At 73.4% G+C, this 16,269-nt stretch carries 15 protein-coding genes; 10 read left to right on the forward strand and 5 right to left on the reverse strand.

The genetic code is table 11. The features are described from left to right. Nucleotides 1-11: 11 nt before the first annotated feature. Complete coding sequence (locus MF672_RS28085; protein ID WP_242377906.1) at nt 12-1,055, forward strand: Gfo/Idh/MocA family oxidoreductase; 1,044 nt, start codon at nt 12-14, stop codon at nt 1,053-1,055. 13 nt (nt 1,056-1,068) lie between these two features. On the opposite strand, the gene MF672_RS28090 is transcribed toward MF672_RS28085, so the two are convergent. Then, nucleotides 1,069-1,863: a tyrosine-protein phosphatase gene (locus tag MF672_RS28090; RefSeq protein ID WP_308210519.1), complete on the reverse strand. Its 795-nt coding sequence runs from the start codon at nt 1,861-1,863 to the stop codon at nt 1,069-1,071. A 74-nt stretch (nt 1,864-1,937) separates the two neighbouring features. On the opposite strand from MF672_RS28090, the gene MF672_RS28095 reads away from it, so the two are divergent. Continuing rightward, the gene (locus MF672_RS28095) at nt 1,938-2,816 is read left to right on the forward strand and encodes a hypothetical protein (RefSeq protein ID WP_242377911.1); all 879 of its coding nucleotides are present in this window, start codon (nt 1,938-1,940) and stop codon (nt 2,814-2,816) included. Here MF672_RS28095 and MF672_RS28100 read toward each other — a convergent pair. Next, nucleotides 2,813-5,383 (reverse strand): ATP-binding protein, encoded by a 2,571-nt coding sequence (locus tag MF672_RS28100; RefSeq protein ID WP_242377913.1) that lies wholly within the window; start codon nt 5,381-5,383, stop codon nt 2,813-2,815. The genes MF672_RS28095 and MF672_RS28100 overlap by 4 nt on opposite strands. Nucleotides 5,384-5,526: 143 nt before the next feature. Continuing rightward, nucleotides 5,527-7,629, reverse strand: coding sequence for a M6 family metalloprotease domain-containing protein (locus MF672_RS28105; RefSeq protein ID WP_242377915.1), 2,103 nt, complete (start codon nt 7,627-7,629; stop codon nt 5,527-5,529). A 106-nt stretch (nt 7,630-7,735) separates the two neighbouring features. On the opposite strand from MF672_RS28105, the gene MF672_RS28110 reads away from it, so the two are divergent. Then, nucleotides 7,736-8,884 (forward strand): PucR family transcriptional regulator, encoded by a 1,149-nt coding sequence (locus MF672_RS28110; RefSeq protein WP_242377917.1) that lies wholly within the window; start codon nt 7,736-7,738, stop codon nt 8,882-8,884. Nucleotides 8,885-8,966: 82 nt separating this feature from the next. Further along, the gene (locus MF672_RS28115) at nt 8,967-10,007 is read left to right on the forward strand and encodes an amidohydrolase family protein (RefSeq protein ID WP_247815463.1); all 1,041 of its coding nucleotides are present in this window, start codon (nt 8,967-8,969) and stop codon (nt 10,005-10,007) included. A gap of 18 nt (nt 10,008-10,025) precedes the next feature. Here the strand turns inward: MF672_RS28115 and MF672_RS28120 are convergent, their stop codons facing one another. After that, entirely contained in the window at nt 10,026-10,469 is a 444-nt protein-coding gene (locus MF672_RS28120; protein WP_242376458.1) for a MarR family winged helix-turn-helix transcriptional regulator, read from the reverse strand. A 68-nt stretch (nt 10,470-10,537) separates the two neighbouring features. On the opposite strand from MF672_RS28120, the gene MF672_RS28125 reads away from it, so the two are divergent. From MF672_RS28125 to MF672_RS28150, 6 genes are all read left to right on the forward strand, one after another. Continuing rightward, nucleotides 10,538-12,274: an ABC transporter ATP-binding protein gene (locus MF672_RS28125; RefSeq protein WP_302893270.1), complete on the forward strand. Its 1,737-nt coding sequence runs from the start codon at nt 10,538-10,540 to the stop codon at nt 12,272-12,274. Nucleotides 12,275-12,378: 104 nt separating this feature from the next. Beyond that, entirely contained in the window at nt 12,379-13,632 is a 1,254-nt protein-coding gene (locus MF672_RS28130) for an MFS transporter (protein WP_242376457.1), read from the forward strand. 111 nt (nt 13,633-13,743) lie between these two features. Next, a complete protein-coding gene (locus tag MF672_RS28135; protein ID WP_242376456.1) occupies nt 13,744-14,172 on the forward strand; it encodes an Hsp20/alpha crystallin family protein in 429 nt (142 codons plus the stop codon). 57 nt (nt 14,173-14,229) lie between these two features. Then, the gene (locus MF672_RS28140; RefSeq protein WP_242376455.1) at nt 14,230-14,541 is read left to right on the forward strand and encodes a helix-turn-helix domain-containing protein; all 312 of its coding nucleotides are present in this window, start codon (nt 14,230-14,232) and stop codon (nt 14,539-14,541) included. Nucleotides 14,542-14,583: 42 nt separating this feature from the next. After that, complete coding sequence (locus MF672_RS28145; RefSeq protein WP_242376454.1) at nt 14,584-15,135, forward strand: hemerythrin domain-containing protein; 552 nt, start codon at nt 14,584-14,586, stop codon at nt 15,133-15,135. Nucleotides 15,136-15,169: 34 nt separating this feature from the next. Next, a complete protein-coding gene (locus MF672_RS28150; protein ID WP_247815464.1) occupies nt 15,170-15,520 on the forward strand; it encodes a DUF5709 domain-containing protein in 351 nt (116 codons plus the stop codon). A 49-nt stretch (nt 15,521-15,569) separates the two neighbouring features. Here MF672_RS28150 and MF672_RS28155 read toward each other — a convergent pair whose 3' ends face one another. Continuing rightward, the gene (locus MF672_RS28155) at nt 15,570-16,226 is read right to left on the reverse strand and encodes an HAD family hydrolase (RefSeq protein WP_242376453.1); all 657 of its coding nucleotides are present in this window, start codon (nt 16,224-16,226) and stop codon (nt 15,570-15,572) included. Nucleotides 16,227-16,269: the final 43 nt, after the last annotated feature.

Genomic DNA, 16,269 nt, shown 5'->3' on the forward strand with positions numbered 1-16,269 from the left:
AGCCTGGCCGGATGAGTGAGATCAGGGTCGGGCTGGTCGGTTACGGCGTCGCGGGCGCGTTCTTCCACGCGCCGCTCATCCACGCCACCCCGGGGCTGCGCCTGGCCGCCGTCGTCACCCGCGACCCGGCGCGGCAGTCCGAGGTGGCCGGCCGCTACGGCGCGCAGGGCGTCGCCGACGTGCGCGAGCTGTGGGAGCGCAGCGACCTCGTCGTGGTCGCCTCGCCGAACCGCACGCACGTCGCCACCGCCGCCGCGGCCCTGGAGCGGGGGCTGCCGGTCGTCGTGGACAAGCCGCTGGCCGGCACCGCCGCGGAGGGGCGCGAGCTGGTGCGGCTGGCCAAGGAGCGCGGGGTGATGCTGACCGTGTTCCAGAACCGGCGCTGGGACGGCGACTTCCTGACCGTGCGGCGGCTGGCCACGGAGGGCGCGCTCGGCGAGATCCGCCGCTTCGAGTCGCGGTTCGAGCGGTGGCGGCCGGTGCCCAAGGGCGGCTGGCGGGAGAGCGGCGGGCCCGAGGAGGTCGGCGGGCTGCTGTACGACCTCGGCAGCCACCTGGTGGACCAGGCGCTCCAGCTGCTCGGGCCGGTGCGGGACGTGTACGGCGAGAGCGACGTCCGGCGGGAGGGGGTGGGCGCCGACGACGACACGTTCGTGGCGCTGACCCACGAGAGCGGGGCGCGCTCGCATCTGTGGGCCAGCTCGGTCGCGGCCCGGCTCGGGCCCCGGCTGCGGGTGCTGGGCTCGGCCGCCGCGTACGTCAAGCACGGCATGGACGTGCAGGAGGAGCGGCTGCGGGCCGGCGTCGCGCCCGGTTCGCCGGGGTTCGGCGAGGACGAGGAGGAGCGCTGGGGCGAGCTCGGCGCCGGCGACGAGCACCGGCGCGTGCGCACCGAGCCGGGCGCCTACCTCGACTTCTACCGGGGCGTGGCGGCGGCGCTGCGCGAGGGCGCGCCGCCGCCGGTGGACCCGGAGAGCGCGGTGGACGTGCTCACGGTGCTGGAGGCGGCCCGGCTGTCGGCCGCCCAGCGCATCGTGGTCCACCTGACCGGCTGACCCCAGGCGGGCGTCAGTCGCGGAGGCGGGCCCGCAGGGCGGCCGTGTCGGCGTCGGTCCAGCCGTGGTGCGCCAGCCAGCCCATCGGGCCGCCGTACCGCTCGTCCAGCACCTGGAGGAACTGCTCGATGTAGCCGGCGCGGGGCCGGTGGTCGTCGGCGGGGCGGGAGTCGAGGTCGCCGCGGTAGGTCTCGCTCGCGCGCAGCCGCGCGAGGATCAGCTCCAGCCGCTCCCCCGTCGCCACGTAGTCGGCGACGATGGCCTCGCGCGTGACGCCGGCCACCTCCAGCGCCAGCGCCGACAGCACGCCGGTGCGGTCCTTGCCGGCCGCGCAGTGCACCAGCGCGGCCCCGTCGTCCAGCGCCATCGCGCGCAGCGCCTCGACCACCGCCGTGGGCCGGTCGCGCAGGTAGCCGAAGTAGATGCCGGTGACGCGCAGCTCGTCGTCCAGCGTGCGGTCCACCCAGGGCAGCACCTTGTCGGCGTCGATGCCTCCGGGAGCCGTGTCGGCCTCGACGTCGGTGTGCCGGCCGCCCTCGGCGAACAGCGTCAGATGGTGGTGCCGCACCTCCGGCACCCGGGTCAGCGGGCCGGGACCTTCCAGCACGACCTCGGCGGTGGAGCGGAGGTCCACCACGTGCCGCAGCTTCAGCTCGCCGACCAGCCGGTCGATGTCGTGGGGCGTCAGCCCCTGCAGGTTGTCGGACCGGAAGATCCGGCCGCGCAGCGTGACCGCGCCGTCACGGGTAGGGAGCCCGCCCAGGTCACGCACGTTGACCGCGCCCTGAAGATCGATCCACCTCGTCATTTCGCTCATCATCTTCGACCCTATATGTCCATCAAATATGAGCGAATCCGAGCTTCATAACGCAGCATGAACATATGGATCCACGAGCTCTGCCTCCACGGCTGGTGATCGATCCCTCGCTGCCCCCGGAGATCTCGGTAGAGCTGCGGTCGAGCCCGCACATCCTCCGCATGGCTCGGACCGGCAAGCGCATGGACACGACGTTCAACCCGGCGCTGCTGTTCGTCCTGCCCGGCTTCTTCATGGTGATCGGCGTGGTGTTCGCGGTCCCGGCCGCCATCGTGGTGGCCATCGGCATCGGGCTGATCACGCTGTTCCGGTGGATGGCGCTGGACGGTTCGTACCGCACCACGAGACGACGGCTGCGCCTGGCCTACGCGCACGCCGACCGCTACATCCTGCCCGAGGACCTGGACTATCCCTGCCAGCAGCTCCTGCGGCGGGCGCAGAACGCGGTCGAGGTCATCCTCAACTCCAAGGTGAACCGCGCGGGCCTGATCGACACCATCGACAACCAGGTGACGCTGCCCGAGGAGGTCTGGCAGATCGCGCAGCGGCTGCGCAAGCTGTCGGCCATGCACGCCGAGCACGGCAAGATCGTGCCGAGGGAGCTGCCGCCCGGCATGGAGGAGGCGTTCCGGCCTTACTCCAACGCCCTGGACGCCGCCTGGACGTCGCTGGCCCAGCGCGTACGACATCTGGAGAAGTACGCCAAACAGGTGATCAAGACCGACAAGGTCTACCAGACGCACCGGCGGCTGGAGGCGCTGGCCGCCCGGACGCCCGAGTACCAGCGGCTGATCGCCGAGACCGTCCGCGACGAGCTGGCCCACCAGCACATCAGGGAGCTGGCCGACCAGGCGGCGCACGCCCGCAAGCTGTTCGAGGAGAGCATCACCCAGGCCAGGCAGGCGGCGGGCGCGTTGCTGCGCACCCCACTGACCAGGGACTAGGCGGCGGCCCGGCGCAGCAGTTCGAGGGTGCGCCGCAGGCCGGCCTCGTTGCCGAGGCTGCGGTAGATGTCCCTGGCCTGCTCCAGCGGCGCGACGGCGGCCCGCCGCCCGCCCGCGTCCAGGTGCGCCTCGCCCAGGTGGCGCAGGCTGCGCGCCATCCACCAGCGGTCCTGCAGCTCCTCGAAGCCCTCGACGGCGCGGCGCAGCTCCCGCTCCGCCTCCTCCGTGCGGCCCAGCCGGGACAGCGCCCGGCCCGCCGACACGGCGGTGCGCGCCACCCCCCACGAGTCGCCGAGCGCGGCCAGGATCTCCTCGGCCCGGCGCACCTGCTCCAGCTCGCGCGGCCCGCCCGCCGGGTCGCCCACCTCGCCCGCGGCCCGCAGGCAGCGCGCCTCCTCCCACAGCTCGCCGCGCTGCCGGAACAGCTCCGCCGCCCGGTCCAGGCTGGCGCCCGCCCGGGTGAACAGGCCGGCGGCGAGCCGCCGGTCGCCCTCGCGGTGCTCGCCCCGCGCCTGCGCGGCCAGCACCTCGCCGTAGACGCGCAACGTCTGGGCCTCGGAGTAGCGGTGGCCGCGGCTCTTGAAGACCCGCAGGGCGTCCTCCAGCAGCTCCCGCGCCTCCTCGGGCCGCCGTTCCGCCATCCGCAGCTCGGCCAGGTTGCGCTGGGTGCGGGCCATCCACCACGGGTCGTCCTCGCCCTTGAACGCGGCGATGGCCTCGATCAGGTAGCCCTGGGCCGGGTCGAGATGGCCGTCGCTGAACAGCGTCATGCCGATCGTGCGCCTGGCGCGGGCCGCCCACCAGGTCTCGCCCAGCCCGGTGAAGGCGTCCAGCGCCTGCCTGGCCTCCTCCAGGGCGCGCTCGCGCAGGCCGAGGCCGCCGTGCACGGCGGCGGCGTCGAGCAGGGCGATGGCGAGGGCCCGCGCGTCGCCGGTGCGCCCGGCGGCGGCGCAGCCGAGCTCCGCGACCGCCTTCCAGTCGGCCCAGTAGGCGCGGAGCGAGTGGCACAGCGAGCAGAACGCGCGGGCCAGGCCCCAGGTCAGCTCCCACAGTTCGAGCCGGCCGGCGAGCTCGACCATGGCCAGCAGCGACAGGCGCTCGGCGTTGAGCCAGTCGCCGGCCCGGGCCTGTCCGGCGGGGCCGGCTAGGGACTGCCCGTCGGGGCCGGCCTGGCGGCCGCCCTTGCTCCAGTCCTGCGGCCAGCGGTTCTGGGCGGCCTCCTCGGCGCGGCGGCGGTAGCCGGAAAGGACGCGTTCCAGGGCGGCGCGGCGGCGGTCCGGCTCGTCCTGGCCGGACAGCTCGGCGGCGAAGACCCGCACCAGGTCGTGCAGGCGGTAGCGCATGGCGCCGGTCTGGTCGGTGCCCGAGCACTCGGCGAGCTGGGCGTCGATGAGGGCTTCGAGCTGGTCGCCGCCCTCCAGGCCGGAGACGTCGAGCAGCTCGCCGGCCACCCAGCCGGGCACGTCGGGCGCGGGCACGGCGCTGAGCAGGCGCAGCAGGCGGCGTTGCATGCCGGTGCAGTCGTCGTAGCTGAGCTGCACCGACGCCCGCACGCTCGACTCGACGGCGGGGGCCAGTTCGAGCTGGTCGAGGCGGCGGCGGGTGTCGGCCAGGCGGCCCGCCATCTCGCGCAGCGTCCACTGCTCGCGGGTGGCCAGGCGGCCGCCGCAGATGCCGATCGCCAGCGGCAGGTGGTCGCACATCCGGACGATCTCCTTGGCGGCGTCGAGGTCGTCCACGACTCTCGCCCCGCCGGCCAGCCTGGCCAGCAGCTCGACGCCGTGCGCCTCGCTGAGCACGCCGAGGCGGGTGTCGTACGTGCCGCCGAGGAACAGCGGGGAGCGTGAGGTGACCAGCACCGCGCAGCCGGGCGCGTTCGGGATCAGCGGCCGGACCTGCTCGGCGTCGTGCGCGTTGTCCAGGCCGATGAGGATGCGGCGGCCCTTGGTCCAGGTCAGCCAGAGGTTGCGCAGCTCCTCCAGGCCGCCGGGATCGGTGGTGAGGCGCACGTCCAGGGCGCGCAGGAAGCCCGTCAGGACCTCTTCGGGGCGGACGGGGGCGTCCACGGTGCCACGCAGGTCGGCGTAGAGGCGGCCGTCGGGGAACCAGCCGGCGAGCTCCTGGCCGAAGCGGGTCATGAGGGCGGACTTGCCGACGCCGCCGCGGCCGTAGACGGAGATGACGAGCGGCGGCGCGAGGTCGCCCGCCCGGCGGCGGGCGGCGGCGACACGGCGCAGCTCGGCGAGGGCGTCGGCGCGCCCGGTGAAGTGCTCGAGGACGGGCGGCCACTGGTCGGGCGGCAGGCCGCCGGCGTCGCCGCCCGGGTCGCGGCGCCTCGGGGCCGACTCGGTGGTGGCCCAGGTGGTGAGGCCGACGAGCACGGCCGCGGCCACGGTGACGCCGATCTTGGCGAGCGGCGGGATGTCCCACTCGACGCTGGCGGTCAGGACGCTCGCCGCGGCGGCCGCCAGCCCGGCCGACACGGACGCCGCCCAGGGCACCTTCCGCCGCCTGGGCCGCGGCGTGTCGGGTAAGTGCCCGCTCTTGTCGGGAAGGTCCTCGCTCACCCCGGCAACCCCTTCCTCCTCGGCCGGCCCGGCGTCCCACCGAGAAGGTAGCGCAGCGGTACGACGGTCCCGCCCCCGTTCCGCCGGGGGCGGGACCGCCGCGGTCAGCGCCCGCCGTCAGTGCCCGCCGTCAGTGCCCGCCGTCAGAGGCCGATGACGTGGCAGGTGGCGGTCATCGTCCTGGACGGGTCGCTCTCGGAGGTGGCGGTGAGCTTGACCTGCGCCAGGCGGTCGCCGCCCGAGGCGCGCACCGCGTTCACCGTCACGGTGTCGTGCTTGCCGAAGGCGACGGCGGCCAGGGCGTTCGGGACCTGGGCGGTCCAGCCCTTGCCCGTGACCTCGGCGCTCAGCCGGTAGACGTCGGAGCCGAGGTAGGCGCTGACGTCCTCGGGGTGCGCGCCCTGGGGCGGGGCCGCCCGGCCGGTGTTGAACAGCGGGAACTTGCAGGTGGAGACGTTCTTGCCGGTGGGGACGCCGGCGGCGGGCAGCAGCTTGACGCCGCGGCGCTGCGGGCCGGAGCCGTCGAGGGAGCGCACGGCCACCTTGTACGACAGCTCGCCCGCACGGTCGCGCTTCAGGTCCAGGACGTAGAAGTGCAGGCGGTTGGCCTGGTCCACGTACTCGTACTGGCTGCCGGAGCCGGTGCCGGCGTGGAAGAGGGCGTCGGAGAGCTGGCGGTAGTCGCCGATGGTGATCGGGACTTTGGTGCCGTCGGGCAGGACGTAGTCGGTCATGCCGATGTCCTGCGGGTTGGCGTCGATCACCCACTCGAACGGGGCGCTGGCCTGGTCCTTGGTCTTGGCCAGCAGCACGCCCGAGTCGGGGGTGAAGGAGTCGCTGCCCATGCGGTCCACGACCTCGATCGTGTAGTTGTTGTAGCCGCCGCCGTCGCAGAGCGGGTCGGCCCGGTCGCAGGAGCTGTTGTCCTGGCCGTCGAAGGCGACGTTCACGCCGGACAGCTCGCCCTGGCCCGGCTGCACGGCCCGGGCGACGACGTCGGCGACGACCAGGCCGGAGTCGTCGAGCGCGGTGCGCGACAGGCGCAGCACGTTCTGCTCGTCCACCATGTTGAGCGCGACCTTGTTGCGCAGCATGTGCTGGGCGCCCATGGACGCGCCCGCGGTGGGCGGGATGAGCCAGCGCGAGTGGGGGCCGCCGGGGCCGTTGAAGCTGCCGCGGCTCAGCATCTCCCAGATGCCGGTGTAGGCCCGTTTCGGCGGCACCGCGTATGGGTTGTTGTAGTTGTCGGGGATGCCGAAGATGTGGCTCAGCTCATGGGCGTAGACCGCCATGCCTGAGCTCTCGGCCTGCACGGAGTCGACGCCGAAGCGGGCGTTGGGCCAGAAGTTGGAGCCGGCCTGCCAGGAGGTCCACTCGACGTAGCGGGTCTTCGACCAGTTGGGCAGGGCGGGGTCGTCCGGGCCCCATTCGTCGGGGACGTCCTCCTTCGCCGGGAACTTCATCATGCCGAACTCCTGCCAGGTGGACGACTCGTCCTGGCCGGCGCTGAGGTAGAAGACGAAGTCGAACTGGTCGGCGACCTCCTGGCCGACGGCGGCGAGCCAGGCGGCGTTGCCGTCGGCGCGCAGGTTCCTGGTGCAGGTGTCGCCCGCGGGGCAGGCGTCCCGCTGGTACTCCATGGCGTACTCGTGGTCCTTGCCCGGCATCGTGTACGGGCCGAACCCGGTCAGCTCCACCCCGATCCGGCCGCCGGAGTCCTCCATCCAGTACTCGTGGATGGTGTGTCCCTTGTTGAGGTCGTTGGGGGTGTTGAGGAAGTCCTGATAGAACCGGGCGACCTGGTCGCGCGGCACGTCGTGGGCCTCGGCGCTGGGGTTGCCGTAGATCGTGGAGCTCTTGGGCTGGGTGACGACGAACGGCTGGTTGGGGTAGTCGAGCAGGACGAGCGCGCCCTTGAAGGTGCGCTGCGAGCCCTTGACAGCCGGGTCGTTCCAGCGGGTGCCGGGCGGCTTCTTGTAGTCCGCCCACGTCATGTTGTCGGGGTTCTCCCAGTTCTGCGGGTCGATCGGCGCGATGCCGGCGGTGGGCCGGCCGCGCAGGGCCTGGGCGTCGTCCATCGAGGCGTCGAGCTGCCAGGGCTGCGTCTGCGGCCAGTGGTCTCGGCGCCAGGGGTGCTCAGGGTCGCTGGGGGGTGCGGCGGAAGCGGGGGTGGCCGCCACCAGCGTGACAGGAATCATCACGATGGTCGCGAGCAGCCCCTTGAGGAGCTTCTTCGGGACAATCACGGCACGACGCTATAGACGTTGTTGACCCAGATCATCGCGCAGTTGTAGGGAAGACCCATAGCGACATGTCCTACAAACGCCGAAATTTCCAGGTAAAGGGGTCTTCGTGGCGGATCTCCAGCGGACCGTGGACGAGCTCGCCGCCCGTCTCGGCCGCCCCCTGCTGCTGGAGGACCGGGTGCAGCGCGTCGTGGCCTACAGCGAGCAGAACGGCGCCATGGACGACATCCGCCGCGACTCGATCCTGCGCCGGCGCACCACGCCCGAGGTCCGCGCCTGGTTACGGTCGGCCGGCGTGCACGAGGCCCACGGGCCGATCCGCACCGCGGGCGCGCCGCACCTCGGCCTGCTGCCGCGGGTGTGCGTGCCGGTCCGGCACGCGGGCGGGCTGCTCGGCTTCCTGTGGTTCATCGACGCCGGCCCCGCCATGTCGGAGGCGCAGGTCGCCGCCGCCGCGGCCGCCGTCCCCGGCCTCGCGCTGGCGCTCTACCACGAGAGCCTGGCCTCGGAGCTGGCCTCGCACCGCGAGCTGGAGGCGGTCACCGGGCTGCTGCTCGGCGAGCCGGACGCGGCCAGGCAGCTCATCGAGGCGGGCGCGTTCCCGCAGGCGCGGGCGGTCACCGTACACGTGGCCAGGCCGCTCGCCGCGGAGCCGTCGGACCCGCTGCGGCTGGCGCTGGAGCAGGGGCTGCTGGCGCTGCGGCGGCGGCTGAGCGGGCACCATCCGCTGCACCTGGTCCGCTACGACCACGCGGTGCTGCTCACGGCCGGGCCCGCCCCGGCCGCCGACGAGCTGCACGCGGCCATGCCGGTGCCGGTGGTCGTCGGGGTGGGACGGGAGCGGCCGGCGCTGGCGGAGGCGCCCGGGTCGTACCGGGAGGCGCGGCACGCCGCCGAGGTCGCCGCGCGGGTGCCGGGCCTCGGCCGGACCGCGGAGTGGGCGCGGCTCGGCGTCTACCGCATGCTCACCCACCTGCCCGCGCAGGAGCTCCACCCGGGGCTGGAGGAGCTGCTGGCCGACGCCCAGCACCTGCCGCTGCTGGAGACCCTGGAGACGTACCTGGACCTGGCGGGCAGCGCGGTGGCCACGTCCCGGGCGCTGCGGCTGCACCGCACCTCGCTCTACTACCGGCTGCAACGGGTGGAGGAGCTGGCGCACACGGATCTGAAGGACGGCGAGGAGCGGCTGGCCCTGCACCTCAGCCTGAAGCTGGCGCGGCTGTCGGGACGCTACCTGCCTCGGGATTTGCCCTAGCCATTTGCCCGCTTCGACCTGATTGATTACCTGGCCCGGCTCACGTTTAATGCCGTGCAGGGCAACCGGACGGGGAGTGCTGATGCCGCTGGCGACGCGTGCTGGACCGACGCCCGGACGTCCCGCCCGGCCGCCACGAGGACGGCGCGCGCCGGTCCCGGTCGTGCTCCACTCCGCGCCGCTCGTGCTGCCCGTCTGCGTCGAGCCGATCCGCGACGGCGCCGTGGTGGTGCGCGGCGACCGGGTGCTCCAGGTGGGGGCGCGGGCGGACCTGCTCGCCTACTTCCCCGTCACCGCCGAGCACCGCTGGCCGGGGATGATCGTGGCCGGGCCGGTGGACGCCCGCGCCGCCGGGGCGGCAGGGGAGCCGGGGGTGAGCGCGCGGGCCACGGTGGCGCGTGACCTGAGCGATCCGGCCGCGCCGCCCGGCATCTCGTACGTCGAGGTGCGGAGCGCCGGCGAGCGGGAGTGGGAGGAGCGCGAGCGGGACGCGGTGATCACCGCCATCCGCGAGGCGGAGCGGCCCTGCGTGGCCGGCCTCTCCGTGCGCACCCGGGACCCGCAGGTGCTGGAGGACGTGGCCGTGCTGGCCCGCACGTTCGGGCTGCGGCTGCTCGCCGACCTCGACGAGCACTCCCCCGCCGCCCTCGACGAGGCCGGGGTGCTCGGGCCGCTGTGCCACGTCACCTGCACCCGCCCGCTCGACCCCGGCGAGCGCAAGCTGCTCGCCCTGCGCGGCGCCGCGCTGGCCGTGACCCCCGCCCAGCCCGTCGCGGACGTGCTGGCCCTGCTGGAGGAGGGCAACGTCGTCGCGCTCGGCTGCCTCGGGCGGCCGGGCGGGCCCATCGGGCTCGCGGCGGAGGTGCGGCGGCGGGCCCGCGAGCTGGGCCTGCGGCAGCGCGGGCTGGACCGGCGGCTGGTGACCGCCGCGACGCTCGGCGGGGCCCGGGCGCTCGGCATGGACCGGGGGCCCGGCCGGATCGGGACGCTGGGTCCGGGGGCGCGGGCCGACTTCGCGGTGCACGACGCGCGCGGGCGTTACCCGTACGCGGCGCTGCTCGCCGGGCCGCCGTGCGCGGGCGCGGTGACCGGCGGCGAGGTCACCTGGGGGACGCCTCTGTAGCCGGGGCGGCGGGCAGGCTCAGGCGGGGCGGGACTCCGCCGCGCGGGCCGCCGCCTCCACGGTGTCCAGCAGGTCGCCCAGGTGCTCCCGCTGCTCCGCCGAGAGCACCGCGAACAGCTCCTCGCCCGCCCGCCTGCGCGCGTCGCGGGCCCGCTCGGCCGCCGCGCGGCCGGCGGCGGTGATCTCCACCAGCGTCGAGCGCCGGTTGCCCGGATCGGTGCGCCGGCGCACCAGCCCGGCCTCCTCCAGCGCGTCGACCACGGGGGTGAGCGAGCGCGGCACGATGCGCAGCTCCTCGGCCAGGCGCACCATGCGCAGCGGCCGGTCCGGCTCGGCGGCGAGCACCCGCAGCGCCCGTGCGTGGCTCGGGCTGAGCCCCAGCGGCTCCAGCCGTCGCAGGTATCCGTGCCGCAGCCGCCGGTTGACCAGGTGCATCAGCTCCGCCAGCTCCCTCTCACCCATGCAGATAGTTTAGCCGGAACAAATATGAGTTAACCTCTGTTTGAGTGGACATCTGAAAGGAGCACCACTTGGCGGAGGAACGCCGGGCGCCGCTGCGGCGCATCATCACCCTGTTCCGCGCCTACCGTGGCCGGCTGGCCCTGGTGGGCTCGCTCATCCTGCTCTCCTCGCTGGTCTCGCTCGCCTCGCCGTTCCTGCTGCGCGAGGTGCTTGACGTCGCCATCCCGGCCAGGGACGCCGGCCTGCTGGCGCTGCTGTCCCTCGGCATGATCGCGGTGGCGGTCACCACCAGCGTGTTCGACGTGCTGCAGACGCTCATCTCCACCACGGTCGGCCAGCGGGTCATGCACGACCTGCGCATCGCCGTGTACGCCCACCTCCAGCGCATGTCGCTGGCCTTCTTCACCCGCACCAGGACCGGCGAGGTGCAGTCGCGCATCGCCAACGACATCGGCGGCATGCAGGCGGTCGTCACCTCGACCGCCTCCTCGCTCATCTCGAACCTCACCACCGTGCTCGCCACGATCGTCGCCATGGTCGCGCTCGACTGGCGGCTGACGGTGATCTCGCTCCTGCTGCTGCCGGTGTTCGTGTGGATCAGCCGCAAGGTGGGGGCCGAGCGCAAGCGCATCACCGCCGACCGGCAGCGCAAGCTGGCCACGATCGCCTCGATGGTGCAGGAGTCGCTGTCGATCAGCGGCATCCTGCTCGGCCGCACGATGGGCCGCTCCGACGCGCTGACCGAGCGCTTCGGCCGGTCCTCCGACGAGCTGGCCGACCTCGGCGTGCGTATGAGCATGTCGGGGCGGTGGCGGCAGGCGTCCATCCAGATCGTGATGGCCGCGATGCCGGCCGTGGTCTACTGGGCGGTCGGCTACACGGGGGCGATCTCGGTCGGCACGCTGGTGGCGTTCACGACGCTGCAGACGAGCCTGTTCCGGCCGGCGGTGTCGCTGCTGCGGCTGGGCGTGGAGGTGCAGACCTCGCTGGCGCTGTTCGGGCGCATCTTCGAGTACCTGGACCTGCCGATCGACATCCGGCCCGGCACCCGGACGCTGGAGCGGGTGCGCGGCGAGGTGCGCTTCGAGGGCGTCGAGTTCTCCTACGGCGACACGCCCACGCTGAGCGGCGTCGACCTCACCGTGCCCGCCGGGTCCAGCGTGGCCGTCGTGGGCGAGACGGGCGCGGGCAAGACCACGCTGAGCTACCTGCCGCCCCGCCTGTACGACGTCACCGGCGGCCGGGTGACGATCGACGGCGTGGACGTGCGCGAGCTGACGTTCGAGACGCTGAGCGCGACCGTCGGCGTGGTCTCCCAGGAGACCTACCTCTTCCACGCCTCGATCGCCGACAACCTGCGCTTCGCCAAGCCGGGCGCGAGCGACGAGGAGCTGGAGGCGGCGGCGCGGGCCGCGCGCATCCACGACCACATCGCCGCGCTGCCCGAGGGCTACGACACGCTGGTCGGCGAGCGCGGCTACCGGTTCTCCGGCGGCGAGAAGCAACGCCTGGCCATCGCCCGCACGCTGCTGCGCGACCCGCCGGTGCTGATCCTCGACGAGGCCACGAGCGCCCTGGACACGCGCACCGAGCGGGCCGTGCAGGAGGCGCTGGACGCCCTGGCCAGGGGCCGGACGACGATCACGATCGCGCACCGGCTGTCCACTGTGCGCGACGCCGACCAGATCGTGGTGCTCGACCAGGGCCGCGTCGCCGAGCGCGGCACCCACGAGGAGCTGATGGCCGCCGGCGGCCACTACGCGACGCTGGTCAGCCGGGACCGGCCGGAGCTGCTGTCCGCATAACCGCGTTTTAAACGTGTTCTGCCTCACATTTCGGTCAGACCGGAATGTGCCTCCCGGAGCCGCATGTTCGGTCCTCCGGTAGATCTCCAAGGCTAGGACCCGTTTTGTCAGCGACATCCTCCACGTTCCGCGCCCTCCGCCACCACAACTACCGGCTGTGGGCAGGAGCGGACATCATCTCCGTGACCGGCACCTGGATGCAGGTGCTGGGCCTGAACTGGCTCATCCTCACGATCACCGGCTCGGCGACGAGCGTTGGCGTCAGCCTCGTCGTGCAGGCGCTGCCGACGCTGCTGCTCGGCATGTGGGGCGGTGCGCTGGCCGACCGGCTCCCGACGCGGCCCGTCGTGATCGCCGCGCAGCTCGCGCAGGCGGCGCTGGCGGTGGCGCTGGCCGTCATCGCGTACACCGGGGCCGACGACGTGGCGCCGATCTACGGAGTGGCGCTGCTCAGCGGCATCGTGGGCGCGCTCGGCGGGCCGTCGCTCGGGCGCTTCGGCGCGGAGGTCGTGCCGCCGGACGACCTGCCGAACGCGATGGCGCTCGGCTCCATCCTCAGCTCGGGGGCGCGCATCCTGGGCATGAGCCTGGCGGGCGTGCTGCTGCCGTTCACCGGCGACGGCGGCCTGTTCGTGATCAACGCGGCGACGTTCTTCGCGGTCGTCGCGGCGGTGCTGGCGATGCGGCGCGAGGAGTTCCACCCGCTGGCCGCCGCCGGGCGGCAGCCGGGCGCGGTGCTGGCGGGCCTGAAGTACGTGCTGCGCACGCCCTGGCTGCTCGTGGTGCTGGGCCTGTGGTTCGTCTCGGGCAGCGTCGGGCGCAACTTCCAGGTCACCATGGCCGCCATGAGCGCCGGCCCGCTCGGGACCGGGGTGGCCGGCTACGGGCTGCTGTCCACCGTGTTCGCCGTCGGCACGGTGCTGGGGGGCTTCCTCGCCGCCTCGCGGCCGGCCCTCACCGTGCGGCTGCTGCTGATCACCGCGTTCCTCATCGGGGTGGCGCAGGCGCTGAGCGGGCTCATGCCGGAGCTGTGGTCGTTCGCGGCGCTGATGCTGCCGATCGCGGCGGGCGCGGTGACCGTGGACACCACCGTCAACGCGCGGGCGCAGCTCGACAGCCCCGAGCCGATGCGCGGCCGGATCATCGCGGCGCTGTCGATCGTCAGCGCGGGTGCGGGCGCGCTCGGCGGGCCGCTGCTCGGCTGGCTCAGCGACACCTTCGGGCCGGACGTCGCGCTGGAGGCCGGCGGCGTGAGCTGCGTGGCGGCCGCGCTGCTCGCGGCCGTGGCGCTGACCCGCCTCTCGGGCCGGACGATCCGCCAGTCGGTACGGCTGCGCCCCCGCCTGGAGCAGGCCTGACCTTCCGGCCAGATCCGCCTTACCCCCCTTGCCTGCAGTGAGGCCTGTAGCTAATCTGTAATTGCAGTTGGAGGTTAGCTACAGGCCCGACCGCAGTGAGGGGGTTCGGAAATGCTTCTCACCACCATCGATCCGTTCTTCCAGGAGTTCGAGCGGCAGTTCAACCGCCTGACTCGCCAGGCGTACGACACCGGCGCCGTCATGCCGATGGACGGCCTCCGCCGCGACGACGACGTGATCCTGCGCTTCGACCTGCCCGGCATCGACCCCGACTCGATCGAGGTCACCGTCGACCGGGGCGTGCTCAGCGTCAGCGCCCGCCGCGAGGAGGAGGTCGCCGAGAACGAGCGGCTGTTCGTCCGCGAGCGCCCCATGGGCACCTTCACCCGCCGCGTCTACCTGTCGGAGCACCTCGACAGCGAGCGCATCGACGCCGGCTACGCCAACGGCGTGCTCACCGTCCGCATCCCGGTCCTCGACCGGGCCAAGCCGCGCAAGGTGGAGATCCAGCGAGGGGAGACCAAGGCCATCAAGGCCTGACCCCGGCGGCGCGGGGGCGGGCCTCGCGGTCCGCCCCCGTACCATGAGGAGGTCATGATGGCCGAACTGCCTTTCGACGACGAGCACGCGCCGCTCTACTCGCTCGGGCAGGTGGCGGAGATGCTCAACGTGCAGCAGGCCTATCTCCGCCGCCTCGACCAGCACGACGTCGTCACGCCCAGCCGCTCGGAGGGCGGCCAGCGGCGCTACTCCCGGCGCGACATCCGCACCGTCCAGCACGTCACCCGCATGGCCGACGCGGGCATGACGCTCATCGCCATCCGGCGCATCCTGGAGCTGGAGCGCGAGCTCGCCGCGCTGCGCGAGGAGCTACGGCGGGCGCGGGCCCGCCTCGGCGAATCGGCGTGACCTGGCGATTGGGAGGCGAGCCGTTGGGTAGCGCTTGACCTCATGGCAACCGACGTCATCACCCTGATCACCAAGGACCACAGGACCGTCGAGTCCCTCTTCGACCGGCTGAAGAAGGGCGAGGGCGACATCAAGGCCACCGTGGCCGAGCTGCACGCCCTCCTCATCGCGCACGCCCGGGCCGAGGAGGACCGCGTCTACCCCGGCCTCGACGCCCACCACAGCGTCGAGGAGCACAAGGAGGCCGAGGTCCTGCTCGACGCGCTGGTGCGGGCCCAGCCCGGCACCCCGGAGTTCCGCACCACGCTGCAGCAGCTCATCGAGTCGGTGCAGCACCACGTCGAGGAGGAGGAGAGCGAGCTCCTGCCCGCGCTGCGGAAGTCGGCCGGCGAGAAGCGGCTGCAGGAGCTCGGACGGGCCTTCAAGGAGCGCCGCGACGCGGAGCTGAAGGCGCTCGGCGTCCCCCAGCAGGGCTCCGCCGAGGGCGCCACCAAGGCCGAGCTGTACGAGGCGGCACAGAAGGCCGACATTCCCGGACGGTCCCAGATGGACAAGGAAGAGCTGGCCGCCGCCCTCAAGCAGGCCAAGTCCTAGGATTCCGGACCTGTCGGCGGGTAGAGGATCACGTATGAGTGAACTGCCTCCGGACCGGTTCGGCATGAGCGACGAACAGGACATCGAGGTCTCGGAGTGGACCGACGACCTCGGGCTCAACCACGAGGTCGTCCCCGACGACCCCCAGCACCGGGACACGCTCGACGAGCGGCTGCGCCGCGAGGCCCCCGACCGCCTGCACGAGCACCGTCCCCTGCACCGGCTCACCCAGCCGGACGAGGGCCTGGAGCCGGACCGGGACGACGAGGAGCTGGCCGAGGACCAGGGCGCCGACGACGGCGACCTGTCGGCCGAGGAACGGGCGATCCACATCGACCTCGGCGAGGATCTCGGGGAGGATCTCGGCGGCGACGACTACCAGTGAGCCGCCCGGCCCGGCCGGGGCCGCGCGACGGGCGGCCCCGGCCCGCCGCCTACGCCAGCCGCCGGGCGGCCGGCAGGACCGCGTGCAGGTCGTCGACGATCACGTCGGCCGCGCGCGCCTCCGGCCGCGCGGCGTGCAGATATCCCCACGGCCCCCGGCGGAGGAGCGCGGTGCGCATGCCCGCCCGCCCCGCCGGCAGCACGTCGTTGTCCAGGCGGTCGCCGACGTAGAGGATCTCGCCCGGCTCCCGCCCCGCCACCGCCGCCACCTTGGCGAAGAACTCCGGCTCCGGCTTGGACACGCCCCACCCCTCGGAGGTGTGGACGGAGTCGACCGGCAGCTCCAGCGCGACCAGCGCGTCATAGGCCCGGCGCGGCTGGTTCCCCGCGACGATCACCTGGTAGCCCGCCTCGCGCAACGCCCCCAGCGCCGCCCTGACGTCCGGGTAGAGGTCGTCGCCGTCGAAGTGGTTGCGCAGCCCCCGCGGGTCGTCGCGCTCCCACGCGGCCTCCTCGGCCTCCGGGTCGATGCCCGGCCGGACGATCTCGAACGCGTCACGGTGCGGCCGGTCGAGCGCCGCCATGCCGCCGAGCACGCCCATGAGCACGAAGTGGCTCACGCCGAGCCGTTCGGCCCATCGCGCCCAGATGCGCGTCTCGTCGATCAGCGTCTCGCCGACGTCGAACACCACAGCCTTGACGACCATCGATCCCCCTGTACCCGACATTCCATCGCAAAGCGGGATTCTC

Origin of the sequence: Actinomadura luzonensis, assembly GCF_022664455.2 — a bacterium.
GTDB classification, from domain to species: Bacteria; Actinomycetota; Actinomycetes; order Streptosporangiales; family Streptosporangiaceae; genus Nonomuraea; species Nonomuraea luzonensis.

Excerpts from the sequence above, each read along its gene's own strand:
- MF672_RS28085 (WP_242377906.1), top strand. The coding sequence starts at position 12 with ATGAGTGAGATCAGGGTCGGGCTGGTCGGTTACGGCGTCGCGGGCGCG.
- MF672_RS28090 (WP_308210519.1), bottom strand. The coding sequence starts at position 1,863 with ATGACGAGGTGGATCGATCTTCAGGGCGCGGTCAACGTGCGTGACCTG.
- MF672_RS28095 (WP_242377911.1), top strand. The coding sequence starts at position 1,938 with ATGGATCCACGAGCTCTGCCTCCACGGCTGGTGATCGATCCCTCGCTG.
- MF672_RS28115 (WP_247815463.1), top strand. The coding sequence starts at position 8,967 with ATGCCGCTGGCGACGCGTGCTGGACCGACGCCCGGACGTCCCGCCCGG.
- MF672_RS28120 (WP_242376458.1), bottom strand. The coding sequence starts at position 10,469 with ATGGGTGAGAGGGAGCTGGCGGAGCTGATGCACCTGGTCAACCGGCGG.
- MF672_RS28135 (WP_242376456.1), top strand. The coding sequence starts at position 13,744 with ATGCTTCTCACCACCATCGATCCGTTCTTCCAGGAGTTCGAGCGGCAG.
- MF672_RS28140 (WP_242376455.1), top strand. The coding sequence starts at position 14,230 with ATGGCCGAACTGCCTTTCGACGACGAGCACGCGCCGCTCTACTCGCTC.
- MF672_RS28145 (WP_242376454.1), top strand. The coding sequence starts at position 14,584 with ATGGCAACCGACGTCATCACCCTGATCACCAAGGACCACAGGACCGTC.
- MF672_RS28150 (WP_247815464.1), top strand. The coding sequence starts at position 15,170 with ATGAGTGAACTGCCTCCGGACCGGTTCGGCATGAGCGACGAACAGGAC.
- MF672_RS28155 (WP_242376453.1), bottom strand. The coding sequence starts at position 16,226 with ATGGTCGTCAAGGCTGTGGTGTTCGACGTCGGCGAGACGCTGATCGAC.